A 21,814-nucleotide genomic window follows, 5' to 3' on the forward strand; every position below is an offset into this window, starting at 1 on the left:
AGGCGTACACGCGCGGGCTGGCCGGGAACAGCGCCCGGTACACCCACAGCCCCTCCGGGGCCTCCAGCACCCACTCGTTGTGGCTCAGCAGCCGCACCCGCGCCTTGAGCACCAGGTCCCTGTGCACCGCGTCCCTGTGCGCCACGTCCTCGTCCGCCACGTTCCCGTGTGCCACGTCCTTGTCCGCCACGTCCTTGTGCACCGTCATCCTCGTGTCCCCCTTCGTCCGTTCACCGCCCACCGCCCCCGGCGCGATGCGGCCCGTGCGCAGCACGGCGCGCGCCCCGGCCGCCCTGGGCAGGGGGCCGGCGCGTGGCCGAAGGAGTGGATGCGGACGAGTCTGCGGGCTGCGCCCGCCGCCCGGCAAGGTGTGATCCGGGTGCTCTGCGTCCTACCGGAACCCCCCGCTGAGCTGGCACAATGGGGTTCGGTACACGCCGCGCGCCCCGGCCGCGAGGCCCCTGTCGCGCGGGGCTAGCCTGGTCGCATGTTCGTACTTGAGCTGACGTACACCGCCCCGCTGGAGCGCATCGACGCCTTCCTGCCGCAGCACGTCGAGTGGCTGCGCGGGCACTACGAGGCCGGTACGTTCCTCGCCTCGGGCCGCAAGGTGCCGCGCGAGGGCGGGGTGATCATCGCGCTGGGCGAGGACCGCGCCGCGGTCGAGGAGTTGACCCGCACCGACCCCTTCGCCCGCGAGGGCCTGGTCGCCTACACGGTGACCGAGTTCCTCGCCACCACCACCGCCCCCGCCCTGGACGCCTACCGCCAGCAGCTGCCCGCCTGAACCCCGGCCCCCTGAACCCCGGCCCCTGGACCCCGGTCCCGCCGTGCCCCGGCCCGCCTCGCGGTTCGGGGCACGGTCGCGTTCTGGCTACGATCGGTGGCACGGGGCAAGGACGCGTACGGGAAGTTGGCGGGAGAAGACGGATGGCACACGCACGGGCCGGGCAGCCGGCGCAGCCGGATGACCTGGTGGATGTGGCGCGGCTGGTGACGGCGTACTACGCCCTGAACCCGGACCCTCAGGAGGTCGGCCAGCGGGTGGCGTTCGGCACCTCGGGCCACCGCGGGTCCTCGCTGGACGCCGCGTTCAACGAGGACCACATCGCCGCGACCACGCAGGCGATCTGCGAGTACCGGGCCCAACAGGGCATCGCCGGACCGCTGTTCCTGGGCGCCGACACGCACGCGCTCTCGGAGCCGGCGAAGGTGACGGCGGTGGAGGTGCTGGCCGCCAACGGCGTGCAGGTGCTGCTGGACGCGGCCGACGGCTACACCCCCACGCCCGCGGTCTCGCACGCGATCCTGGCCCACAACCGGCGCAGCCCCCGGGCGCTGGCGGACGGCATCGTCGTCACCCCCTCGCACAACCCGCCGCGCGACGGCGGCTTCAAGTACAACCCGCCCAGCGGCGGCCCGGCCGGCTCGCAGGCCACCGGCTGGATCCAGGACCGCGCCAACGAGCTGATCCGCGAGGGCCTGCGCGGCGTCAAGCGCGTCCCGTACGCGCGGGCGCTGGCGGCGGCGACCACCGGGCGCCACGACTTCCTGGGCACCTACGTCGAGGACCTGCCCGCCGTGCTCGACCTGGACGCGGTGCGCGCGGCCGGGCTGCGCATCGGCGCGGACCCGCTGGGCGGGGCGTCGGTGGCGTACTGGGCGCGCATCGCCGAGACGCACCGCCTGGACCTGACGGTGGTCAACCCGGTCACCGACCCGACCTGGCGGTTCATGACGCTGGACTGGGACGGCAGGATCCGCATGGACTGCTCCTCGCCGTCCGCGATGGCCTCCCTGATCGGCCGCAAGGACGAGTACGCCATCGCCACCGGCAACGACGCGGACGCCGACCGGCACGGCATCGTCACCCCCGACGGCGGCCTGATGAACCCCAACCACTACCTGGCGGTGGCCGTCGACTACCTGTACCGCCACCGCGCGGACTGGCCCGCCGACGCCGCGGTCGGCAAGACGCTGGTGTCCTCCTCGATGCTGGACCGGGTCGCCGCCGACCTCAAGCGCGAACTGGTCGAGGTGCCGGTGGGCTTCAAGTGGTTCGTCGACGGGCTGGCGGAGGGCTCGATCGCCTTCGGCGGCGAGGAGTCGGCCGGCGCCTCGTTCCTGCGCCGCGACGGCGGGGTGTGGACCACCGACAAGGACGGCATCCTGCTGGCCCTGCTGGCCTCCGAGATCACCGCCGTCACCGGCGCCAGCCCCAGCGCCTACTACCGCGAGCTGACCGAGCGTCACGGCGCCCCGGCCTACGCCCGGGTGGACGCCCCGGCCGACCGCGAGCAGAAGGCGCGCCTGGCCCGGCTCTCCCCGCAGCAGGTCACCGCGGGCGAGCTGGCCGGCGAGGCGGTGACCGCGGTGCTGGCCGAGGCGCCCGGCAACGGCGCGCCGATCGGCGGCATCAAGGTGTGCACCGACAACGCCTGGTTCGCGGCCCGCCCCTCGGGCACCGAGGACGTCTACAAGATCTACGCCGAGTCCTTCCTCGGCACCGGCCACCTGGCCCGGGTGCAGGAGGAGGCCCGCGCCCTGGTCGGCGAGGTCCTCGGCGCCTGATCCCCGCGCCCGCGGGTGCCCCGGACCGGTTCACCGGCCCGGGGCACCCGCGTTTTCCGGGCCCCTCGCCCTCACGGCGCCGTCCCGCGCGCCCCGCTGTCCCTTGACCCCGCCGCCCCGCGCGCCCGCGCGCCCCGTGCTCAGCCGAACGGGCCCTGCTCGGTGAAGCGCCGCAGCGACCGGGCGAACGCCTCGGCCTCCCCGGGCGGCCAGGAGGCGAGCGCCTCCTCGATGCCGCCGGCCAGGCGCCCGCGCATCACCGCCACGGTGCGCTCGCCCGCGCCGGTCAGGGTCAGCAGGGTGGCGCGCTGGTCGCGCGGGTCGGCCTCGCGGCGCAGCAGCCCGGCCTCCTCCAGGCGGGTGGCCCGGCGGCTGACCCCGGAGCGGTCCAGGCCGATCTCGGCGGCCAGGTCGGCGGCGCTGCGCGCCCCGGTGCGGGCCAGGCCGGAGAGCACGGGGTAGGTGACCTCGTCCACCGCCTCGCCCAGGCCCTCGGTCAGGCGCCGGTAGAGCGCGGCGCGGGCGGGGCGGCGCAGCAGGACGGCCAGGGCCTGGGCGACGGCGTCCCCGAGGCCGGAGGCGGCCTCCGGGGAGCTCTCGGGGTCGGGGATTTCGGGGGAGTGGTCCACCCCCCGATCATAGCGTGCGCGACGCACGCGTTCCTGGGGTACGCTCATCCCATGAAGCGTGCGCCACGCACGCATTGTCGGATTCCGAGAAGGGAACCCCCATGCCCGCCACCGCCCCCCGCACCACCATCGCCGCCGCCCTCGACGACCTGCTCTTCACCCCCGGCCTCGACCTGGAGACCGCCGTCGAGCGCCACTTCACCCCCGACTACCGCCAGCGCACCGACGGCCGCTGGGACGACCGCGCCGCCTTCACCGACCACATCCGCCACCTGCGCGCCGTGGTCGCCTCCGGCCGCGTCCAGGTCCACGAGGAACTCCACGACGGCGACCGCACCGCCACCCGGCACACCGTCGACGTCCTCAAGACCGACGGCACCCACGTCTCCATGGAGGTCTACCTCTTCGGCCGGTACGCCCCCTGCGGACGCCTGCGCCGCATCGAGGAGACCACCCTGCTGCTCGCCGGAGCCGAGGCCGACCGCAACCTCGGCTCCGCCCGCTGAGGGCCCCCGCCTGCTGAGACCCCGCCCGCCGGGACCCCGCCCGCCCGGGGATCAGGACCGCGACGGTGCCGGCGCCGGCACCGTCGCCTCCCCCTCCGCCCGCGCACCCGCCCGCGCGTCCCGCGTGGTCGCCGCCGCCGTCACCGCCGCCACCAGCGCCAGCCCCGCCGCCGCGAACGGGAACCACCGCCCGCCCAGCACCGCGATCGCCGCACTGCCCGCCACACCCCCGGCCGCCGTCCCCAGGTACAGCGCACTGCTGTTCAGCGAGATCAGCAGTGGCGCGTTCCCTGGATCGATCGACGCCAGCCGGTGCGGCAGCGCCACCGACACCGCCCACCCCGCCAGCGGCACCACCGCCGCGTACACCAGCGCCCCCGGCATGCTGCGCCCCAGCCAGGGCAGCGCGGCGAACGCGCCCGCCGCCACCGTCGAGCCGGTCAGCAGCACCCGCCGCACCCCGACCCGGTCCACCAGGCGCCCGCCCAGCCAGCTGCCCGCCACCGACATCACGCCCGCCGTCAGCAGCACCAGGCTCAGCCGGTCCGCGTCGCCCCCGGTCGCGCCCGAGACGGCGGTGGCCAGGTAGATGTAGACGCACTGGAAGGCCAGGAAGAACGCCAGCGTGGTGGCCGCCGCCCCCAGCACCCGCCGCTGCCCCAGCGGGGCCAGGCGCGCCCGCAGCCCCGGCGCCGCCACCGGTGCCGGCAGGTCGCGCAGCAGCAGTGCCAGTCCCGCCAGCGCCGCCACGCCCAGCGCGGTGACCAGCCACATCGTCATCCGCCAGTCGGCGCGCCCCACCCAGGTGCCCAGCGGCACGCCCAGCGCGGTGGCCACCGTCATCCCGCCCAGCACGGTGGCCAGCGCCCGTCCGCGCCGCTCGGGGGCGACCAGGGTGGTGGCCACCGCGTTGGCGGTCGGCGTGTACAGCGCGGCCCCGGCGGCCGCCAGGACCCGGGTGGCCAGCAGCAGGCCGTAGCTGGGGGCGAGCGCGCTGAGCGCGTTGGCCGCGCTGAACACCGCGAGCGCGGCCAGCAGCAGCCGCCGGCGCGGCCAGCGGGCGGTGAGCGCGGCCAGCGCCGGGGCCAGCAGCGCGTAGCCGAGCGCGAAGACGGTGACCAGCTGGCCCGCGGCCGGCACGGACACCCCCAGGTCGGCGGCGATCGGGCCGAGGATGCCGGCGACGACCATCGAGTCGGTGCCCATGGCGAAGGTGCCGAGGGCGAGCAGGAGCAGGCGTACGGGCATGGGAAAGCCCCCCGATTGTTTGACGATAGGGCAACAGTTTGACGCTCGTCAAACACTAAGGATGGGTGGATGATTGTCAAACCATCGACGACCCGACGAGGACCACGCGCCATGACCGAAGACGATCGGCTTCCCCAGCCCACCACCGCCGACATCGACCTCGTCACGGTCCTGCACGCCCTCGGCGACCCCGTCCGGATGACCCTGCTGCTCAGCTACGCCGACGGCGCCGAACACTCCTGCGCCCCCCGCGACCTGGGCCTGGACCACCTCCACAAATCGACCGTCTCCCACCACATGCGCGTCCTGCGCGAGGCCGGCGTCACCACCACCCGCGTCGCCGGGCGCAACCGCTTCGTCAGCCTGCGCCGCACCGACCTCGACGCCCGCTTCCCCGGCCTGCTCGACGCCCTCCTCGCCGGCGCCCCCGCCGCGCCTGCCGCGCCCGCCGCCCTCGACGGCTGAACCCACCGCCCGCGGGGTGGCGGGTCGGTGGGTCCTGGAGCGGAGGCCGGGTAGCCCTTCGGCGGGAATCAGTAGGGGGTCGGGCGGTTCTCGCGGGCCCACAGCTTCTCGGTCTCGCTCTGGGACGGGGGCGGGGCGATCCCGTTGATCATCCACAGGTCCCGGGGCGTCTCGTCGATGTGGAACTCGCAGTGCAGGCCGCGCCCGGTGGTGTGGGGCGCGAGGAGGGCGGCGAGGGCCTCCCGGGTGCGCTTGCGCAGGTCGGGGTCCTCGGTGTGCCGGGCGATGTGCTCGACCACGATCCGCACGGCGTCGTGCGCGGGCTGGTCGCCCACGTGGAAGGAGTCGGCGCCGATCTCGTGGAAGAGCGTCATCACGTAGAACTTCGGCAGCCCGAAGCGGGTGTAGAACCCGGTGATGTCGGCGGCGAGCTGCTGCTTCTGCCCGGGGGTGTAGGTGCCGGGAGGGTGGTAGACGTGCCACAGCGGCATGGGTGTTCTCCTCGCTGGTTTTCGACGGGTTTCGACGGGTCTCGGCAGGGTGCGGTTCAGCGGCGGATGGGGATGGTGAGGCCCTCCACCGGGCCGGGGAGCGCGGCCTTGAGCGCCCGGGTGAGGTCGTCGACGAGGACCTCGCGGTCGCCGCGCTCGACGCCGTCCAGGACGATGCGGGCCACCTCGGCGGCCGGGATCTTGTCGACGGGCAGGGCCGCCACCATCTCGGTGTCCGCGAAGCCCAGGTGCACGCCGACGACCTGGGTGTGCTGGGCGGCGAGCTCCAGGCGCAGGGAGTTGGTCAGGGACCACAGGGCGGCCTTGGAGGCGCCGTAGGCGCCGGCGCCCGCGCCCCAGGACAGCGCGGAGTGGATGTCGACCAGCGCCCCGCCGCCACGGGCCGCCAGCACCGGAGCGAAGGCCCGGGCGATGCGCAGCGGGCCCAGCACGTTGGTGTCGAAGGTCTCCTGGACCTGCCGCAGGTCGCCGGTGAGCAGCGCCCCCGGGTGCAGGACGCCGGCGTTGTTGAAGACGAGGTCGACGTCCTGGACGCGCTCGGCCAGGGCGGCCACCGAGGCGTCGTCGGTGACGTCCAGGGCGAGGACCTCGACCCGTGCGTCCTCGCTGGGCACGGGGGTGCGGGCGGTGGCGTAGACCTTCTTCGCGCCGCGCGCCAGCAGTTCCCCGACGAACGCCCGGCCGAGGCCGCGCAGGCCTCCGGTGACCAGGGCGGTGGAGCCGTCGATCACGGTCATGTGCGTGTTCCTCGCTCTCGGGAAGGCGGTGCCCGCAGCCGGGGCACCGCAACGTTTAGATTATTACCATCATCTAAACTGGATGGGGAAGCCCGGATGGGAAAGTAGGACCACCACCACCGCAGGACGAGGAAAGGAACGCAGGCATGCCCCGCGTGTCACGGGCCGAGGCCGAACGCCACCGCCAGGAGGTGATCGACCACACCGCCAGACTGATCCGGGAGCAGGGCTCCGACCAGGTCAGCGTCCCCCGGGCGATGGCCGCCGCAGGCCTGACGCACGGTGGCTTCTACCGGCACTTCGCCTCCAAGGACGACCTCGTCGCCCAAGCCCTCACAGCCGCCTTCACCGAACGCCGCGAAGCCATGGACCGCCTCGCCGACGACCCCGCACCCGGCACGCCCGCCCCCGACCCGGCCGCGCCCCAACACCCCACCCCCCGCGACGAGTTCCTTGCCCGCTACCTCTCCACCCCCCACCGCGACAACCCCGGCCAGGGCTGCGCCGCCGCAGCCCTGGCCGCCGACGCGGCCCGCGCCGAACCCGGCTCCCCGCTGCGCACCGCCTTCACCGCCGGACTGCGCGACCTGGTCGACGGCTTCCAGCACCTGCCCGAGGCCGCCGACCGCGACAGCGCCCTCGCCGACCTGTCCACCATGGTCGGAGCCCTCCTCCTGGCCCGCGCCAGCGAGGACCCCGCCCTGTCCGACGAACTCCTCGCCGCCGCCCGCCACCGCCTGACCACCCCCACCGGCCCCGTGTAGGGCCGGGGCCGCCACCCCGGCCCCGGCCCGCCCGGGTCCGGGGCCACCGGCCCCTGCCCCGGCGGCGCTTGCCCCGGCGCCGGGGCCCGTGATCGGATGGCGCCAGCATCGCGTGCCGGTGGCGGACAGCGTCAGGCATGGAGGTGCGGAACCGAAGGGGCCGCCTCCCGTGGCTTCCCATGACGGCGACCGCGTGGTCGCCCTGAGTCTTCAACTCTCCCGAGCACACCAGGAACTGCGCCGCCAGGTCGGTCGGATCAGGGCCGGGATCGGACAGCGCCGCCCGGACGGCGACACACTGCGCACCCACTGCCTGGCCTTCTGCGCCGCACTGACGGCACATCACCAGGGCGAGGACGAGGGCATGTTCGCCCAACTGGTGCGCGAACGCCCGCAGCTCGCCGGCACGGTCGCCAAACTCGTCGAGGACCACGAGATGATCGCCGCCATCCTCACCCGGGTGCGCGAACTCGCCGACCACGCCGCCGAATCGGCCGGACCACCCGGCGAAGGGCTGGAAGCGGTCGGCCGTGAACTCGACGGCCTCACGGCGATCATGGAATCCCACTTCGCCTACGAGGAACGGACGATCAGCGAGGCCCTCGACGGCGAGACACCCGAGGGTAGTTGGCCCGACCAGGTGTTCCGCTTCGCCTGACGGGCGAGCCCCGCCGGCGGGGCAGCGGAATCCCGTTGCGAGGTGAGGGCCCGCGCTGTAGACATGCCGCGATGACGATTTTTCATTGCGCCGCCTGCGGCGAGGCCCTCACCGCCGACCTCGAACCCCTCCCGGCGGTTCCGGCCCGGCACCTGTTCGAGGGCGAGCTCGTCAACGGCCGGCGACAGGCCCCGCCCACCGTGCCCCGCGGCCACTACGCCGTCGATCCGCAGCCGCACGGCCCGCCGTTCGTCCCGGCCGAGGACCAGGACGGCTGCCCCGCCGCCTACCCCGGCGGCCCGTGCATCAGCGACTTCGACGGAATGGTCGTCGTCTCCGCCGGGCCCCGGAACACCTTCGTCCTGCACCCCGACGACGGGACCGGCCTCACCTGGCACGCGACAACGAGCGGGCCACCCGGCTGCTGCGGAGCCCCCGGCGACGGCCCGCCCAACCGCGCCTGCCGCTGCGGCGCCGTGGTCGGAGGCGAGATGTCGGACTGCTACACCCCCTACGAACTCCACCTGCTGCCCGACGCCGTCCGCCCGGCCGCCCACACCCCCGCCCGCTGACACAAGCGGTCACCCGGACCCGACAGCTCCTCCATCCCACCCAGGAGTTGCCACTACCGGTCGTCGAACTCACCCGCACTGACGGCGGCGACGAAGGCCCGCCAAGCGGGGGAGCGGAAGAGGAGCACGGGCCCGTCCGGGTCCTTGGAGTCCCGGACGGGCTGCACGCCGGTGAAGCCGTCGGCGACCTCGACGCACTGACCGCCCTGTCCGCTGTACGTGCTCTTGCGCCAGGTGGTGTTCATCGCGGTTGCCTCCTGCGGGTGGAGTGGAAAGTCGATGGGGATGACTTCCCACTCCGGCGCCGGGTTAGGCGCAGGTGTCAGTGCGGGCCGGAGCGGATGCCGTTGCCCCGCGACCAGAGTTCTTCGACGTGTTCGGCGAAGCGGTCGAACATGCCGTTCTCCCCGCTGCGCCGCAGGTGCATCAGCGGCGAGTCGTGGCCGACGGCGCGGGCGAGGTGAGGCGTGACGAGGGCGTGCTCGTCGAAGCGGAAGACGGAGAGGCCGACATGGTTCGGACCGTCGTCCGGAGCGCTGAACCGGGCCTCGAAGCCCTCGGTACCGGAGAGCTTGGCCAGGTTCTCCAGGGTGACCCTGATCCTGGTGGACACCGTGAGCGCCACGTCCTCGACCTGCTCGCGCTGACGCGTCGTGTCGGAGTCCGGATCCCCGAGGAGAAACCGGACCCGGCAGCCGCTCTCGGCCTTGCGCCGCAGAGTCTGAAGCAGGGCGGGCTGCTCCAGCCACACGAAGTAGTTGGTGTACCCGGCGAGGAAGACATCCGACCGGGCCTCGGCGATCAGCTGCGCCCAGACCGCCTGCGGGCAGGCCGAGCGGTACGGATAGACGGCGAACACCTCCCGGTCGTGCCCGGTCTTGACGTTCGCCCGCACGGTGTTGGGCCAGATCACTCGTTCATCACCCCCTGAGGTCGCGGCGGCGGATTGAACCGGGCGGAGGGGTTGAGAAGGCCCCTAGAAACCGCCGGATCGGGGCGGCGGGGCCGGAGTTGCTGCTACCGGACGTCGAACTCGCCGGCGTGGACGGCGGCGACGAAGGCCTGCCAGGCGGGGGAGGGAAAGAGGAGGACGGGCCCGTCGGGGTCCTTGGAATCCCGGACGGGCTGCACGCCGGTGAAGCCGTCGGCGACCTCGATGCACTGACCGCCACTGCCGCTGTACGTGCTCTTGCGCCAGGTGGTGTCCATCGCGGTTGCCTCCTGCGGGTGGAGTGGGAAGTCGATGGGGATGACTTCCCACTCCGGCGTCAGGTAGGCCTAGTTGGCGTCGAACTCGCCGGCGCCGACGGCGGTGACGAAGGCCTGCCAGGCATCGGCGGGGAAGGCGAGGGTGTGGCCGTTGGGGTTCTTGGAGTCGCGGACCGGGACGATGCCGGGGAAGCCGTCCGCTACCTCGATGCATTCGCCGCCTTGGCCGCTGAACGTGCTCTTGCGCCAGCGAGCGCCGGATAGGTCAAGGTGCACTTTCAAGTTCCTTCCGTACTGCGCGGATCAGCTCAAGCGACGGGGCCAGAGGAAGTGCCTCGGCTTGCAGCCGATCGTACTCCCTGGCCCAGCCCGCGAGGGTTTCGGCGTCGCGCTCCAGATGGCCGCGCAGGTGGCTCTCCGAATAGCCGAGCAGCGAACGATTCGGCATCGTCAGGAGCGTCACCGGGTGTGCGAACGGCCGGTGCTCTCCGAGACCGAGCGGAGCTACCTGGATGGTCATGTTCGGCCGACCGGCCAGCTCTTCCAAGTGAGCCAACTGGCGTGCCATCACTGCTGGTCCACCGATCGGTCGTCGCAGGCTCCACTCGTCGAGTACGGCCTGGATGTACGGCGGAGACGCTCGGTTGATCCGTTCCTGCCGGGTGAGAAGGAACCGCATGCGCTCGTCGGCCTGCTGCTGAGTGACGGTCCCGCGCGTGACCGGTGCCTGTTCATAGGCTGCCGCATATTCGGGAGTCTGTAGCAGCCCGGAGATGACCCCGATCTGGAAGAGCCGGATGGCGGTCGCTTCGGCTTCCTTGTCGGCGTACTCAGGGAAACCCTCTATCAGGATGCTGTGTTCGAGCTGGTCGAGCATCAGGCCGAGGGTGCCGCCGGTGGCGAGGTGCTCGTCCACGAGATCGACGAATCGGCGGCTCGGCGCGCGGATGCCGCGCTCGATGCTGGAGATGTAGGCGCCGGAGTAGGCGATGACCTCTCCGAGTTCCGTCTGGGTCAGGCCGCGTGCCTCGCGTGAACGGCGGAGCTGAATCCCGAGGGTCGCGTACGGAGATGACGCAGGATCAAGCTTCTTACGGTTCATGATGCTTCCCAACTGAACCATGCTGAACTGGCGACTTCAGATGCTTCCCCAGGAGGGGGTCGTTCCGCAAGTCTTTCCCACACAGAACGTGAAGGATCGACAGCGGAAGGTTACTCCCATGGGTGATGTCCAAGTGCCCCGGTTGCACGGCTACGGGGTGCGGTGGGACCCGGAGGGCCGGTGTTACCGGGTGCGGAACGAGACGACGGGCGAGTGGCTGCGCAGCGGTACCTCGGGTGGGCTGGCCGCCTTCTCCTCCTTCTCCGCCGCCTTCAGCGCCTGGCGGGGGTTCGAGGTTCGGCGGCAGGTGGGGGCGTGATGGGATCCGCCCTCGACCGCGCCACCGCCGATCAGCGCCGGCAGGCGGCCGACGTCCTCGACGACCTGACCACCGTCCTCGCCCTGGCCGGGGTGAAGTTGCCTTCTGTCGAAGTCGACTGGGAGCACGGCCGCAGGACGGGCTGCTACCTCATCGGCCTCGGCTGCGCCCGCCCATCCGAACTTCTCCGGGTCGTCGACCTGCTCCGCAAGGGGCTGAGCTACGAGCGCCTGAAGCATGACGGCTGAACTCCTCGTCCGCCTCCTCTGGTTGGCGGGCTTCTCCCTCGTACTCCTCGCCGCCCTCAGAAGGTGAACCACCCGATGCGCGACCCCCGCCTCCTCGCCAAGCCGCCCGTATGCCGGCTCGGCTGCCTCGTCCTCGTGCGCAACCCGCGCGGCGACGTCCTCCTGGTCGACCCCGACTACATGGACGGCCTCCTCCTCCCCGGCGGCGCCGCCCAACCCAACGAGCCCCCCAACCTCGCCGCCGCCCGCCACCTCCACGCCGAGACCGGCCTCAACCTGCGCCTCACGGACGTCCTGGCGGTCGACTTCACCCCCGCCGACCGCTACCTGGAGCGCCTCAACCTGGTCTTCGACGGCGGCACCGTGCGAGAGGACACCCGCCTCACCGTCCCGCCCCGGCACCGCAGCGGACTGTTCGGCGCCCGCTTCGTCCCCGCCCACGAACTCCCGGACGTCATGGCCCCCGCCCAGGCCGCCCGCGCCGCCGAAGCCCTCGCCAACCGCGCCGTCCCCCTCCTCCTCCACGGCCAGCGCGCCACCTGCGACGAGAACCGGCCCCCACCGCGCTAGGAGTCGTCTTCAAAGGGTCAGATCCAGAGCAGGATTGAGGCGATGGTGATGGCGGCCTGGTAGGACTCGCGGGTCTTGTCGTAGCGGGTGGCCAGGCCGCGCCACTGCTTGAGGCGGTTGAAGCAGCGCTCTACGACGTTGCGGAGCCTGTAGATCCGGCGGTCGAAGCCGGGTGGGCGACCGCCCCGGCTTCCTCTTCCCAGGCGGCCGCCGGCCTGGTCGATCCGCTCGGGGATCGTGTGCTTGATCTTGCGCTTGCGCAGGTAGGTGCGGATCTTGCGGGAGCTGTACCCCTTGTCCGCAACCACGTGGTCGGGTCTGGTGCGCGGACGGCCGGGCCCGACGCGGGGCACGCTGATCGCCTGGATGACGTGTTCGAAGCGGGTGCAGTCGTTGGCGTTGCCGCCGCTCAGCACGAAGCTGAGCGGGCGGCCACGCCCGTCGCAGGCCAGGTGGACCTTGGTGCTCAGTCCGCCACGGGATCGGCCGAGGGCGTGATCACCCGCTTCGTCCCGATCGCGTGCCCCTTTTTACCGCCGGTCGCGTGCTGGTGGGCCCGCACGATCGTGGAGTCGACCGACACCAGCCAGGCGATGTCCCCGGCCGCGTCCTTCTCCGCCTGGATCGCCCGCAGCAGCCGCGAGAAGACGACCCTTGGCGCAGCGCCGCGTTGATCCTCCGGGCGTTCATCCGGCTCCGAGCGGGCTGCCATCGCAGGTCCGGTGGCAGGGCCTGGCGTCGCGTTCGTCGCAGGCCGGGGCGCACGGGACGAAGGTCACGATCGCCGTGGCCGGTTCGCCTCACCTGGCGAACCGGCCGCGGCGCGTGGAGGACGCCGGGTCAGGATGCAGCGGGCCAGGTCGACTTGGCCGGGGGTGCATCCCCGGCAGTCAGGGAGCGTCGCCTCCCCCTGATCACCAGGACCCGCACCCGGTCAGGAGGAGGCGGTCGTCAGAGTCCGCAGCTCGGTGTCCGACAGGTGCAGGTCCTGCGCCGCGAAGAGCGCCGGCAGTTGCTCGACGGTGCGCGCGGAGGCGATCGGCGAGGTCACGGTGGGCTGCCGTCCGAGCCAGGCCAGCGCCACGGTGGCCATCTCCACCCCCCGCGCCGTCGCGATCCGCTCCAACGCGTCGAGCACCTTCACGCCGCGTTCCGTGTCCGCGTAGCCACCGGCGAGTCCGGGGACGTCGCGCACGTTGTCGGTGCTCTTCCCGGGGCGGTACTTGCCGGTGAGGAAGCCGGAGGCCAGTGCGAAGTACGGAACGCAGGCCAGCCCCTCGCGCTGTACGACGTCCCGCCGGGCGCCCTCGTAGGTGTCGCGCGAGACGAGGTTGTACTGCGGCTGCAGGGCCACGTAGCGGGCCAGTCCTTCGCGGTCGGAGAAGGCCAGCGATGCGGAGAGCCGTTCGGGGCTGATGTTGGAGGCCGCGATGGCACGCACCTTGCCGGCCTTCACGAGACCGTCGAGAGCGAGGATGATCTCGCCGACGGGGATGGACTCGTCCCGGTCGAAGTGGGTGTAGTAGACGTCGATGTGGTCGGTACGCAGCCGCCGCAGGGACTCCTCGACGGCGGCCTTGATGTTGGCGGGCGCGAGGCCCGGGTACTCGGGGTGGTCGCCGACCTTGGTGGCGACGACCACGTCGTCGCGATTGCGGCGGGCGGCGAGCCAGTCGCCGATGATGCTCTCGGACTGCCCCGGCTCGTTGCCGGCGAAGTAGTTCATGTACGAGTCGGAGGTGTCGATGAAGTTGCCGCCGCCGGCGAGGTACGCGTCGAGCACCGCGAACGACTGGGCCTTGTCGGCGGTCCAGCCGAAGACGTTGCCTCCGAGGCAGAGCGGCGAGACGAGGAGGTCGGACGAGCCGAGGGATCGAAGTTCAGTCACGTCCCGACCAACGTGCTTCCGGCTGCAGGGAGTTCCACCCCCGGGATTGCTTCCGGTCGCGACGGACGTCCCGGCCGCCGGCCGTGAACCCATGCCCTGCCCACGCGACTTGGGAGGCTTCTCCCGCCGCCGCGGGCGCGGTCGGCATCGGCGCCGCCGCTCGGCACCGGCACGAAGGGGAAGGCCGTACTCGACGGCCTTCGGGCGTCGGCCGCCGCTCACCCGGCTGCCCTCGGCGGGCGCCGGGCCAGGACCGTTCCTCAGCTGGAAGTGCAACCCGGACAGACCCTAGGACGCCCGGCGGCGGGCGCTCAGCTGACGCCCCGCAGGACACACAGGGTCCCCTGCGGCGCGTGGAACGTCTGCCGCACCTCCCACGCCCCGCTCTGCCCCGCCTTGACGCTCACCGCCGTGTCGCCGAGGGCGAGCACCGTGGCCTTCGGCGAGGTGAAGTAGACGACGATCCGGTAGTCCGCGTCCCGGCCGCCGGGGTTCACCGCGGTGCCGGCCGCGCGCCAGCCGTCCTTGGTCGCCTCGCAGGTGCCGATGGCGACCTGCTTGCGCTTCTCCTGGTCGTTGGCGACGGACGACGGCGGCGGCAGCGTCGGCTGCTCCAGCACGGCGATCTCACCGCTGCTCGCAGCCTCCCCGGAGGGCGCAGCCGTGGCGGCCTGCACGTCCTGGCTGCCGCCGCTGTGGGGCTGGCGGCAGCCGGACAGGGCGGCGAGGGCGAGCAGGGCGATGCCGACGGCGGCACCCGCTCGGGCCTTGTGCTTCGTTTCGCGCATCTCTTGACTTCCTTCGGCTGTGGGCGGCGCCAGGAACGATCACACCGGTGTCACCGCAGAGGGGCCCGGCCCGTCTTACCGTGCCGACGCGGGCGGCGCGGGCTCGGCGGGCCTGGCGGTGGCGGAGGTTCATCCGTTCGGCTGAGGACCGTCCCGTCGTCCGCCCCTCACCCACGAGCCGGACGGACGACGGAGGGACGACAGGCGGACGACGGACGGGCACAGAACGGCGGCGGTCCCCGGAGCCCACGCCCCGGGGACCGCCGCCGTCAGCCGTCGTTGCTAGCAGCGACGACGGTTGCGGCGTGTCACCAGCGCGAGCCCACCGCCGAGGAGCAGGAGGCTCCCCGCCAGCCCGGCCAGGCGGGTGTTCGCGCCGGTGCTCGGCAGGTGGCCGTGCGGCGGGTTCGCGGTCACCGTCGCGCTGGACGGCGGGGAGGTCACCGGCGGACCGGACGGCGGGGTGCCCGTCGCCGTCGCCGTGTTGGTGATCTTCCCGCTGTTCAGGTCGGCCTGCGTGACGGTGTAGTCGGCGGTGCAGGTCACGGCCGCGCCGGGCGCGAGGGAGGCGGCGCCGGCCGGGCAGGTCACCACGGGTGCCGTGCCGCTACCGGAGAACGCCGTCTCGTTCACCGTCACATCGGTCAGCGTGACGCCCCCGGTGTTGGTCACCAGGAAGGAGTAGTCGACGGTCTGGCCTGCGGCCGTGACCGTGCTCGGCGAGGCCGACTTCACCACGGTGAGCGCGGGGGCCGGGGCGTTCGGGACGCTGGTCGAGGACGGCGGGGACATCGCGGGCGGGCCGGTGGGCGGGGTGCCCGTGGCCGTCGCGGTGTTGGCGACCTTGCCACCGTCCAGGTCGGCCTGCGTGACGGTGTAGCCGGCGGTGCAGGTCACGGCCGCGCCGGGCGCGAGCGAGGCCGCGCCGGCCGGGCAGGTGATCACGGGCGGAGTGCCGGTGCCGGAGAACGCGGTCTCGTTCACGGTGACGTTGGTCAGGGGCACGTTCCCGGTGTTGGTCACCAGGAAGGAGTAGTGCAACACCTGGCCGACACCGGTCAGTTCCGTCGCATCCACCGACTTCATGATGGTGAGCGCGGGGTTGGAGGTCGCGGTGACGGTTGCGTTGGACGGCGGGGAGGTGACGGGCGGGCCGGTGGGCGGTGTGCCGGTGGCCGTCGCGGTGTTGGTGATGCTGCCCGCGTTGAGATCGGCCTGCGTGACCGTGTAGGGGGCGGTGCAGGTCACGGACGTACCCGGCGCGAGGGAGGCTGCGCCTGCCGGGCAGGTGATCATGGGCGGCGTGCCGGTGCCGGAGAACGCGCTCTCGTTCACCGTCACGTTGGTGAGGGTGACGTCGCCGGTGTTGGTGACCAGGAAGCTGTAGTCGACGACCTGTCCGACGGTCGAAACCGTGGTGGGGGAGGCGGTCTTGGCGATGGTGAGCGCCGGGTTGGAGGTCGCGGTGACGGTTGCGTTGGACGGCGGGGAGGTGACGGGCGGGCCGGTGGGCGGTGTGCCGGTGGCCGTCGCGGTGTTGGTGATCGAGCCTGCGTTGATGTCGGCCTGCGTGACGGTGTAGGGGGCGGTGCAGGTCACGGATGTGCCGGGTGCCAGCGAGGCCGCGCCTGCCGGGCAGGTGATCACCGGCGGGGTGCCGGTGCCGGAGAACGCGGTCTCGTTCACCGTCACGTTGGTGAGGGTCACGTTGCCGGTGTTGGCCACCAGGAAGCTGTAGTCCACGACCTGTCCAACGGTCGAAACCGTGGTCGGCGAGGCGGTCTTCATGATCGTGAGCGCCGGGTTGGACGTCGCGGTGACGGTTGCGTTCGACGGCGGGGACGTGACGGGCGGGCCGGTGGGCGGAGTACCGGTCGCCGTCGCGGTGTTGGTGATCGAGCCTGCGTTGATGTCGGCCTGCGTGACGGTGTAGGGGGCGGTGCAGGTCACCGACGTACCCGGCGCCAGCGAGGCCGCGCCTGCCGGGCAGGTGATCGCGGGCGGCGTGCCGGTGCCCGAGAACGCCGTCTCGTTGACCGTCACGTCGGTCAGCGTCACGTTCCCGGTGTTCGTCACCAGGAAGCTGTAGTCCACGACCTGCCCGACGGCCGTGACCGTGGTCGGGGACGCGGTCTTCATGATCGTGAGCGAGGGCGTCGCGGGGACCGGGGTGTTGGTGAAGGTGCAGAGCACCATCGGGCTGTTCTTGTCCTCCACCGTCGGCGGGAACGGCAGGTTGAAGGTGGTCGCGCCGGTGCCCGAGGCGACCGGGGCGTTGCCGTTGGCCGTGTCGACGCAGTCGTAGGCGGTGGTGTAGTTGGCGAGGCTGCCGGAGGCGGCGGTCTCGGTCAGCGTGTAGGTGGTTCCCGACACGGCGATGACCGGGCCGGCGGGGGGAGCCTGGATGCCGGTGCTGGTGCCGGTCGTGGTGGCGGTGTTGCCCTGGGTGATGCCGCCGCCGGTGATCGCCAGGTTGAACTGGTCGTTCGACGTGGTCGAGGAGGCGAACCGGCCGACGATGTTCTTCTGCAGGGCCAGGGTCGGGTTGGTGGAGCAGGCGCCGAGGTCCACGGACAGGAACGCGTTGTTGGAGTACGGCGTGGGACCGGCCAGGATCGCGCCGGTGTTCGGGTTGAGCTGCTCCAGGAAGGTGGTGGTCCCCGTGGCGAACTCGATGTAGAGCGTTCCGGCGTTGTCGAAGGCCGCCCCGTTGAACGAGTTGCTGTCCGGGTTGGGCAGGGTGCTCAGCACCGTGTCGGTCAGCGGCACGCCGGTGGCCGACCCGGTGGTGGGGATCGGACCGTTGACCCGGCCGATGGCGGCGTCGGTGCCGACGGAGGAGAGGACGTAGAGGTTGCCGCCCGCGTCGAAGGTGATGTCACCGTTGGGGCCGGAGGCGCCGGTGACCGGCAGGTCGAACGTGGCGATCACGCCGGGGATCGCGGTGTTGGTGGTGGTGTTGAAGCCGTAGAGGGTGGCCACGCCGGGCGTGGTCGCCGTGCCGGGCTCGAAGCTGGCGTAGTAGTAGACGCCGTTGGCCGGGTCCACCGCGCCGGCGACGAAGGAGTCGTTGGTGGCGCCGGCGGATCCGGTGTAGGTGGTCCAGGCCTGGGTGGCCGCGTTGTAGCCGTACACGTTGACGGACCCGGCGACGGTCGGCGTCTGGTCGACCACGTAGGCGGCGGTGCCGCCGTCGGTGATCCCGAGGGCGTTGGTGAAGCCGGATCCGGCGGGGAGCGTGCTGACCGTCGTCGCGGTCACGCTGGATCCGCCGACGGTGCCGGCGGCCAGGGCGAGCAGGGTGCCGTTCGCGGCGGTGGAGGAGCCGCGCTGGATGGCGTAGATCGTGTTGCCCGTGCAGTCCAGGGGGTCGCCGGGTGCCCGGGGCAGGCGGCCGGCCGGGGCGGTGCTCGGCGGGGCGGCCGCGTTGCTCGGGCCGGCCGGACCGGCGGTCGCGGACGGCGTGGCCGCCGGGGACGGGGCTGCCGGAGCGCTGCTCTGGCCGGCGGGCACGGAGGCCGCTGACGGGTCGGCCTTCGCCGCCGTGGCGTCGGCGCCGGGGTCCTTCCACTCCAGTACGACGAGGCCGTCGCCGCCGTCGCCGCTGTGGCCGGCGCCGCTCTTGGCCGCGTCGGCGCCGTTGACGCCCGTGAGGGACGGGGCGAGGCCGCCGAAGGCCGCCCCGGTGACGTACTGGCGCTCGGTCACGTGAGGCGCAAGGCCTTGCGCCCCGTCTCCAGCACCGGCCCCGGTGGCCCCGGCAGCACCGGCGCCGCTCGCGCTCGCGGTCTCAGTCGCGCTCGCGCTCGCGGCCGTGCCGCCGTCGGCTGCCAGCAGGGTGTCCGCGGGGGTGTGCGACTGGCCCGACCGGATGACGGAGGCGCCACCGTTGCGGGCCTCCGGGGAGCCGGAGCCGTCGGGACGCGACCGCCCGCCCTGGCCCGGGACCACTGTCAGCCGCTGTCCGGCCGTCACCTCCAGCAGCGCGGTCGCGTAGGCGCCGGCGGCGCCCGGCCGGTTCGCGTGGTCGCGGCCGGCCGCGGCGGTGTCGCCGTCGGCGGCCGCACCCGCACCCCAGGCCTTCGCCCTGATCGAGGAGACCCCGGTGGGGACGGTGAAGTCCTGGTCGCTTCCGGTGTAGGCGAAGGACAGGCAGTCGGTGTAGCCGGCGTCCGTCGGGCACGTCTGAGCCGCGTGCGCGGCGGGGGCGGCCAGCAGCGGGACGAGCGGCGTCGGCGCCAGCATCAGCACGGCCGCCAGCATTCCCGTCCAGCCGCGCCGCGTCGAGCCCGCCCTCCTCGACGGACGGGCCAGGGCTCTGCCTGGTGCTTCGAAGGCTCGGGCCAGGCCCCAGGGTCGTCTGACTTCGGGCATCGGGGACTCCCCAGGGTGCTCGCGGGACTCATGGCTGACGGCATGAATGCGCCATAAGGTGACGAAGTGACTATGTCGTCCGTGTTATCCGGGCTGATCCGGGCGCGCGGGAGAAGTCATCCCGGCGGCCCACAGGGGAGAGCTGACAACCTGTCGGACGGGCCGCCGGGTGCGGCTGCCGGAGTGACGGTCGATGCCGCGGAGGTCACGGAGGTCGCGGCGCCTCGCCCGCAAGCGGGGCCCGCAAACGGACGGCCGGGCCCGGCAGGCCTGCTGAGCCGCCGTCCGCGCGGAGTCCGTCGAGCGCCCGTGGGAGTCGGAACTCGCCTGTCACTGAGCTGAGTTGATCCGGCAGGCCGCCGGGCTCGCCGGCGAACTGACGGTCAGTTCCCGGGCCTGGTGGCGAAGGCGGCGATGTCCGTCAGCGGCGGTCGGTAGCCGTGGGTGGTGTCCACGTGCAGGTGCGGCACCGGCAGGGACGGCGGGGTGAAGTCGTCCAGCAGGTTGCCCGGGCCGGGTGGGGCGGCGAGGAGCGCGCGGTCGGCGTGTGCGGCGCGGTGCGGGTGCGTCGTCAGGCGGGCCCGGATCCGGGCGCGGGCCACTGCCGGGTCCACCCGGCAGTGCACGATGCGCAGTTCGGCGTGCTCGGCCAGCGGGGTCAGGCCGGGCCGCCACAGCCGGTCCTGGAACGCGGCCTCCGCCACCACGCTCACCCCCGCGCGCACCAGGACCTCCAGGACGTCGAAGAACGCCGCGCGCACCGCCTCGTCGGGGTTCCCGGCCCGGGTGCCGGCGTGCACCAGGCCCTCCTTCAGCTCGTCCCGGCACACCGCCGGGCAACCGAGGGACCGTGCCAGCGCGTGGGCCAGCGTCGTCTTCCCGCTGCCCGGCCCGCCGCTCACCACGATCAGCATCTGTGGACCCTTTCGTCAGGTCAGGTCAGGCCGGGCCGGGGCAGGTCAGGGCCGGTTGAGCCGTCAGGTCAGGTCAGGCCAGGGCGCGGCGCAGGCGGTCGGCGAGGGTGGGATAGGGGCGGCAGTCCAGGACGGGCAGGTGGTGGGTGCGGGCCTGGTCGGCGAGCCAGTGGGAGTAGCGGGCGCTGACGGCCGCGCGGCGCTCCTGCGGGCCGGATTCGGGCTCCCGCCGGGCGTAGTTGGCGCTGATGCCGGCCGCGTCGCCCTCGTGCAGGAACGCGGCGCGCACGACGCGGCCCTGTCCGGCGGCCTCGGCGGCGGCGCGGGCGGCGGCGGCCGGGGTGAGGTAGTCGCCTTCGACGATCGCGGGCACGTCGACGGTGAGGCGGTTGCGCACCACGCCGAGCAGGGCGTCGTCCAGGGCGCGGGCGGTGGCGATCTGCAGTTCCAGGACGCGGTCGGCGGGCAGCGCGTCGGGGTCGTCGAGGCCGTCGAAGTGGTGCAGGCCGGGGTGGCCCTCGGCGGTGGTGGCGGCGTGCAGGGCGGCGACGACGTCGTCGAACTCGACCACGAACGCGCCGCTGTGCCGGGCGAGTTCGGCGGCGGCGCGGCTCTTGCCGAGGCCGGAGGCGCCGCCGAGCAGCAGGACGTCCCAGGTGGGGGCGCTGCCGTTGCCGTCCCCGTTGCCGTCCCTGCTGCCGTTGCTGTCGTTGCTGTGCATCCGGGCACGGTACCCGCCGCGCGGGGTGGGGCGGTAAGCGGTTTCGGGGGCGGGCGGGCTCTGTGGGGTGAGGGAGATGTGGGTCTTCCTCGCCTGGCCCCCGGCGCCCGACAGCCGGCCCCGGCCCGGTCCCGTCCGTCACCCGCGCCGCGCCCGCCCCCGGTGCGGCGCGGGTGACGGGAAGCGGGTGGCGGGAGGCGGCAGCGGGAGGCGGGCGTACGGGCGGTCCCGGCGGCGCCGGGCATCGGGCGTCAGGTGTCGGGCCTCAGATGTCGGTTGTCAGGCGCCGCGCGGGGCTGGTCGGTTGTCAGGCGTCGCGCGGCGGGCCGAAGCCGTCGGCGAGCACGGCGAGCCTGGCCAGCAGGGCGTCGGCGAGCGGGAAGGCGGCGTCGCTGGCCAGCCAGCGGCTCAGGGCGGTCACGTAGCAGTCGAAGACGAGGTCGGCGACGGCGGCCGGGTCGAGGTCGGGGCGGATCTCGCCGCGCTGCCGGCCGCGGGTGACGGTGGCGAGGATCGCGTGCGGGGTGGCGGCGCCCAGGCCGAAGGCGGCGTGCAGGACCCCGCTGTCGTGGAGTTCCTTGGCCAGCGCGTAGTCCTGCTCGTTGAACCGCGCGAGGGCGCGGAGCTCGTCCGCGAGCGCTTCGACGACCGGTCCGCCGTCGGCCGCGTCCGCCGCCTCCTGCCGGTCCAGCAGCTCGTGGCGCTGCCGGACCCAGGCGGTGACGAAGTCCTCCTTGCGGCGGAAGTGGTTGAAGGCCGTCTGGCGGCCGGTGTCGGCGCGTTCGGCGATGTGGTCGTAGGTGGTGGCCGCGTAGCCGTGGGCGGCGAACAGGTCGAGGGCGGCGGCCAGCAGCCGTTCGCGGGTGGCGCTGCGGCGCTGCCCGCGCCGGTCCTGGCCGGCGGGCCCGTCCGGCCGGCCCTGCCCGTCCCGGGGTCCGGCCGGTTCCTGCGGTGCCGCGGGTTCCTGAGGTGCTGTCGGTCTCACGCGACGAGTGTACTTGAATCCACTTTGGTACTGG

25 protein-coding genes and 1 pseudogene are annotated in these 21,814 nt (G+C 73.2%); 10 read left to right on the top strand and 16 right to left on the bottom strand.

The window, feature by feature from the left end:
• Nucleotides 1–487 precede the first annotated feature (487 nt).
• Complete coding sequence (locus tag OG556_RS32940; protein ID WP_371515331.1) at nucleotides 488–787, top strand: YciI family protein; 300 nt, start codon at nucleotides 488–490, stop codon at nucleotides 785–787.
• A 143-nt stretch (nucleotides 788–930) separates the two neighbouring features.
• Nucleotides 931–2,571: a phosphoglucomutase (alpha-D-glucose-1,6-bisphosphate-dependent) gene (gene pgm, locus OG556_RS32945; RefSeq protein WP_371515330.1), complete on the top strand. Its 1,641-nt coding sequence runs from the start codon at nucleotides 931–933 to the stop codon at nucleotides 2,569–2,571.
• A 140-nt stretch (nucleotides 2,572–2,711) separates the two neighbouring features.
• Here pgm and OG556_RS32950 read toward each other — a convergent pair whose 3' ends face one another.
• Nucleotides 2,712–3,119, bottom strand: coding sequence for a MarR family transcriptional regulator (locus tag OG556_RS32950; RefSeq protein WP_350886161.1), 408 nt, complete (start codon nucleotides 3,117–3,119; stop codon nucleotides 2,712–2,714).
• A 182-nt stretch (nucleotides 3,120–3,301) separates the two neighbouring features.
• Between OG556_RS32950 and OG556_RS32955 the strand changes: the two genes are divergently transcribed.
• The gene (locus OG556_RS32955) at nucleotides 3,302–3,706 is read left to right on the top strand and encodes a nuclear transport factor 2 family protein (RefSeq protein WP_371515329.1); all 405 of its coding nucleotides are present in this window, start codon (nucleotides 3,302–3,304) and stop codon (nucleotides 3,704–3,706) included.
• 51 nt (nucleotides 3,707–3,757) lie between these two features.
• On the opposite strand, the gene OG556_RS32960 is transcribed toward OG556_RS32955, so the two are convergent.
• Complete coding sequence (locus OG556_RS32960) at nucleotides 3,758–4,954, bottom strand: MFS transporter (RefSeq protein ID WP_371515328.1); 1,197 nt, start codon at nucleotides 4,952–4,954, stop codon at nucleotides 3,758–3,760.
• Nucleotides 4,955–5,065: 111 nt separating this feature from the next.
• Between OG556_RS32960 and OG556_RS32965 the strand changes: the two genes are divergently transcribed.
• On the top strand, nucleotides 5,066–5,419 hold the full coding sequence (locus OG556_RS32965; RefSeq protein ID WP_371515327.1) for an ArsR/SmtB family transcription factor: 354 nt from the start codon (nucleotides 5,066–5,068) through the stop codon (nucleotides 5,417–5,419).
• Between the two features lie 68 nt (nucleotides 5,420–5,487).
• On the opposite strand, the gene OG556_RS32970 is transcribed toward OG556_RS32965, so the two are convergent.
• Nucleotides 5,488–5,910 (bottom strand): tautomerase family protein, encoded by a 423-nt coding sequence (locus OG556_RS32970; protein ID WP_371515326.1) that lies wholly within the window; start codon nucleotides 5,908–5,910, stop codon nucleotides 5,488–5,490.
• Nucleotides 5,911–5,966: 56 nt separating this feature from the next.
• Complete coding sequence (locus tag OG556_RS32975; RefSeq protein ID WP_371515325.1) at nucleotides 5,967–6,668, bottom strand: SDR family oxidoreductase; 702 nt, start codon at nucleotides 6,666–6,668, stop codon at nucleotides 5,967–5,969.
• A gap of 146 nt (nucleotides 6,669–6,814) precedes the next feature.
• On the opposite strand from OG556_RS32975, the gene OG556_RS32980 reads away from it, so the two are divergent.
• From OG556_RS32980 to OG556_RS32990, 3 genes are all read left to right on the top strand, one after another.
• On the top strand, nucleotides 6,815–7,432 hold the full coding sequence (locus OG556_RS32980) for a TetR/AcrR family transcriptional regulator (RefSeq protein WP_371515324.1): 618 nt from the start codon (nucleotides 6,815–6,817) through the stop codon (nucleotides 7,430–7,432).
• Between the two features lie 169 nt (nucleotides 7,433–7,601).
• Entirely contained in the window at nucleotides 7,602–8,090 is a 489-nt protein-coding gene (locus tag OG556_RS32985; protein WP_371515323.1) for a hemerythrin domain-containing protein, read from the top strand.
• 71 nt (nucleotides 8,091–8,161) lie between these two features.
• Nucleotides 8,162–8,662 (top strand): hypothetical protein, encoded by a 501-nt coding sequence (locus tag OG556_RS32990; RefSeq protein ID WP_371515322.1) that lies wholly within the window; start codon nucleotides 8,162–8,164, stop codon nucleotides 8,660–8,662.
• Between the two features lie 53 nt (nucleotides 8,663–8,715).
• Here the strand turns inward: OG556_RS32990 and OG556_RS32995 are convergent, their stop codons facing one another.
• From OG556_RS32995 to OG556_RS33015, 5 genes are all read right to left on the bottom strand, one after another.
• On the bottom strand, nucleotides 8,716–8,907 hold the full coding sequence (locus tag OG556_RS32995) for a DUF397 domain-containing protein (RefSeq protein WP_371515321.1): 192 nt from the start codon (nucleotides 8,905–8,907) through the stop codon (nucleotides 8,716–8,718).
• A 77-nt stretch (nucleotides 8,908–8,984) separates the two neighbouring features.
• On the bottom strand, nucleotides 8,985–9,575 hold the full coding sequence (locus tag OG556_RS33000; RefSeq protein WP_371515320.1) for a DUF5919 domain-containing protein: 591 nt from the start codon (nucleotides 9,573–9,575) through the stop codon (nucleotides 8,985–8,987).
• A 104-nt stretch (nucleotides 9,576–9,679) separates the two neighbouring features.
• Nucleotides 9,680–9,871, bottom strand: coding sequence for a DUF397 domain-containing protein (locus tag OG556_RS33005; RefSeq protein ID WP_371515319.1), 192 nt, complete (start codon nucleotides 9,869–9,871; stop codon nucleotides 9,680–9,682).
• A 69-nt stretch (nucleotides 9,872–9,940) separates the two neighbouring features.
• Complete coding sequence (locus OG556_RS33010) at nucleotides 9,941–10,147, bottom strand: DUF397 domain-containing protein (RefSeq protein ID WP_371515318.1); 207 nt, start codon at nucleotides 10,145–10,147, stop codon at nucleotides 9,941–9,943.
• The gene (locus OG556_RS33015) at nucleotides 10,137–10,973 is read right to left on the bottom strand and encodes a helix-turn-helix domain-containing protein (RefSeq protein ID WP_371515317.1); all 837 of its coding nucleotides are present in this window, start codon (nucleotides 10,971–10,973) and stop codon (nucleotides 10,137–10,139) included. The genes OG556_RS33010 and OG556_RS33015 overlap by 11 nt, the downstream gene beginning before the upstream one ends.
• Before the next feature lie 118 nt (nucleotides 10,974–11,091).
• Between OG556_RS33015 and OG556_RS33020 the strand changes: the two genes are divergently transcribed.
• From OG556_RS33020 to OG556_RS33030, 3 genes are all read left to right on the top strand, one after another.
• Complete coding sequence (locus OG556_RS33020) at nucleotides 11,092–11,292, top strand: hypothetical protein (RefSeq protein WP_371515316.1); 201 nt, start codon at nucleotides 11,092–11,094, stop codon at nucleotides 11,290–11,292.
• Nucleotides 11,292–11,540, top strand: coding sequence for a hypothetical protein (locus OG556_RS33025; protein WP_371515315.1), 249 nt, complete (start codon nucleotides 11,292–11,294; stop codon nucleotides 11,538–11,540). Before OG556_RS33020 ends, OG556_RS33025 begins: the two co-directional genes overlap by 1 nt.
• Before the next feature lie 75 nt (nucleotides 11,541–11,615).
• Entirely contained in the window at nucleotides 11,616–12,110 is a 495-nt protein-coding gene (locus OG556_RS33030; protein WP_371515314.1) for an NUDIX domain-containing protein, read from the top strand.
• Nucleotides 12,111–12,127: 17 nt separating this feature from the next.
• Here the strand turns inward: OG556_RS33030 and OG556_RS33035 are convergent.
• From OG556_RS33035 to OG556_RS33065, 7 genes and pseudogenes are all read right to left on the bottom strand, one after another.
• Nucleotides 12,128–12,756, bottom strand: a pseudogene (locus tag OG556_RS33035) (IS5 family transposase); the annotation flags it as partial.
• A gap of 288 nt (nucleotides 12,757–13,044) precedes the next feature.
• The gene (locus OG556_RS33040; protein WP_371515313.1) at nucleotides 13,045–13,998 is read right to left on the bottom strand and encodes an aldo/keto reductase; all 954 of its coding nucleotides are present in this window, start codon (nucleotides 13,996–13,998) and stop codon (nucleotides 13,045–13,047) included.
• 311 nt (nucleotides 13,999–14,309) lie between these two features.
• Nucleotides 14,310–14,786 (bottom strand): hypothetical protein, encoded by a 477-nt coding sequence (locus tag OG556_RS33045; protein WP_371515312.1) that lies wholly within the window; start codon nucleotides 14,784–14,786, stop codon nucleotides 14,310–14,312.
• Nucleotides 14,787–15,068: 282 nt separating this feature from the next.
• Entirely contained in the window at nucleotides 15,069–19,049 is a 3,981-nt protein-coding gene (locus OG556_RS33050) for a beta strand repeat-containing protein (protein WP_371515311.1), read from the bottom strand.
• Nucleotides 19,050–19,543: 494 nt separating this feature from the next.
• The gene (locus OG556_RS33055) at nucleotides 19,544–20,074 is read right to left on the bottom strand and encodes an AAA family ATPase (RefSeq protein WP_371515310.1); all 531 of its coding nucleotides are present in this window, start codon (nucleotides 20,072–20,074) and stop codon (nucleotides 19,544–19,546) included.
• A gap of 73 nt (nucleotides 20,075–20,147) precedes the next feature.
• The gene (locus tag OG556_RS33060) at nucleotides 20,148–20,795 is read right to left on the bottom strand and encodes an AAA family ATPase (RefSeq protein WP_371515309.1); all 648 of its coding nucleotides are present in this window, start codon (nucleotides 20,793–20,795) and stop codon (nucleotides 20,148–20,150) included.
• Between the two features lie 307 nt (nucleotides 20,796–21,102).
• A complete protein-coding gene (locus OG556_RS33065; protein ID WP_371515308.1) occupies nucleotides 21,103–21,780 on the bottom strand; it encodes a TetR/AcrR family transcriptional regulator in 678 nt (225 codons plus the stop codon).
• Between the last annotated feature and the right edge of the window lie 34 nt (nucleotides 21,781–21,814).

Source organism: Kitasatospora sp. NBC_01300, assembly GCF_041435235.1.
Lineage (GTDB): Bacteria > Actinomycetota > Actinomycetes > Streptomycetales > Streptomycetaceae > Kitasatospora.

Coding starts and splice junctions, on each gene's coding strand:
- OG556_RS32980 (WP_371515324.1), top strand. CDS start 6,815: ATGCCCCGCGTGTCACGGGCCGAGGCCGAACGCCACCGCCAGGAGGTG.
- OG556_RS33045 (WP_371515312.1), bottom strand. CDS start 14,786: ATGCGCGAAACGAAGCACAAGGCCCGAGCGGGTGCCGCCGTCGGCATC.
- OG556_RS33055 (WP_371515310.1), bottom strand. CDS start 20,074: ATGCTGATCGTGGTGAGCGGCGGGCCGGGCAGCGGGAAGACGACGCTG.
- OG556_RS32940 (WP_371515331.1), top strand. CDS start 488: ATGTTCGTACTTGAGCTGACGTACACCGCCCCGCTGGAGCGCATCGAC.
- OG556_RS33050 (WP_371515311.1), bottom strand. CDS start 19,049: ATGCTGGCGGCCGTGCTGATGCTGGCGCCGACGCCGCTCGTCCCGCTG.
- OG556_RS32995 (WP_371515321.1), bottom strand. CDS start 8,907: ATGAACACCACCTGGCGCAAGAGCACGTACAGCGGACAGGGCGGTCAG.
- OG556_RS32960 (WP_371515328.1), bottom strand. CDS start 4,954: ATGCCCGTACGCCTGCTCCTGCTCGCCCTCGGCACCTTCGCCATGGGC.
- OG556_RS32955 (WP_371515329.1), top strand. CDS start 3,302: ATGCCCGCCACCGCCCCCCGCACCACCATCGCCGCCGCCCTCGACGAC.
- OG556_RS33015 (WP_371515317.1), bottom strand. CDS start 10,973: ATGAACCGTAAGAAGCTTGATCCTGCGTCATCTCCGTACGCGACCCTC.
- OG556_RS33030 (WP_371515314.1), top strand. CDS start 11,616: ATGCGCGACCCCCGCCTCCTCGCCAAGCCGCCCGTATGCCGGCTCGGC.
- OG556_RS33005 (WP_371515319.1), bottom strand. CDS start 9,871: ATGGACACCACCTGGCGCAAGAGCACGTACAGCGGCAGTGGCGGTCAG.
- OG556_RS32975 (WP_371515325.1), bottom strand. CDS start 6,668: ATGACCGTGATCGACGGCTCCACCGCCCTGGTCACCGGAGGCCTGCGC.
- OG556_RS33060 (WP_371515309.1), bottom strand. CDS start 20,795: ATGCACAGCAACGACAGCAACGGCAGCAGGGACGGCAACGGGGACGGC.
- pgm (WP_371515330.1), top strand. CDS start 931: ATGGCACACGCACGGGCCGGGCAGCCGGCGCAGCCGGATGACCTGGTG.
- OG556_RS32965 (WP_371515327.1), top strand. CDS start 5,066: ATGACCGAAGACGATCGGCTTCCCCAGCCCACCACCGCCGACATCGAC.
- OG556_RS32970 (WP_371515326.1), bottom strand. CDS start 5,910: ATGCCGCTGTGGCACGTCTACCACCCTCCCGGCACCTACACCCCCGGG.
- OG556_RS32990 (WP_371515322.1), top strand. CDS start 8,162: ATGACGATTTTTCATTGCGCCGCCTGCGGCGAGGCCCTCACCGCCGAC.
- OG556_RS33020 (WP_371515316.1), top strand. CDS start 11,092: ATGGGTGATGTCCAAGTGCCCCGGTTGCACGGCTACGGGGTGCGGTGG.
- OG556_RS33025 (WP_371515315.1), top strand. CDS start 11,292: ATGGGATCCGCCCTCGACCGCGCCACCGCCGATCAGCGCCGGCAGGCG.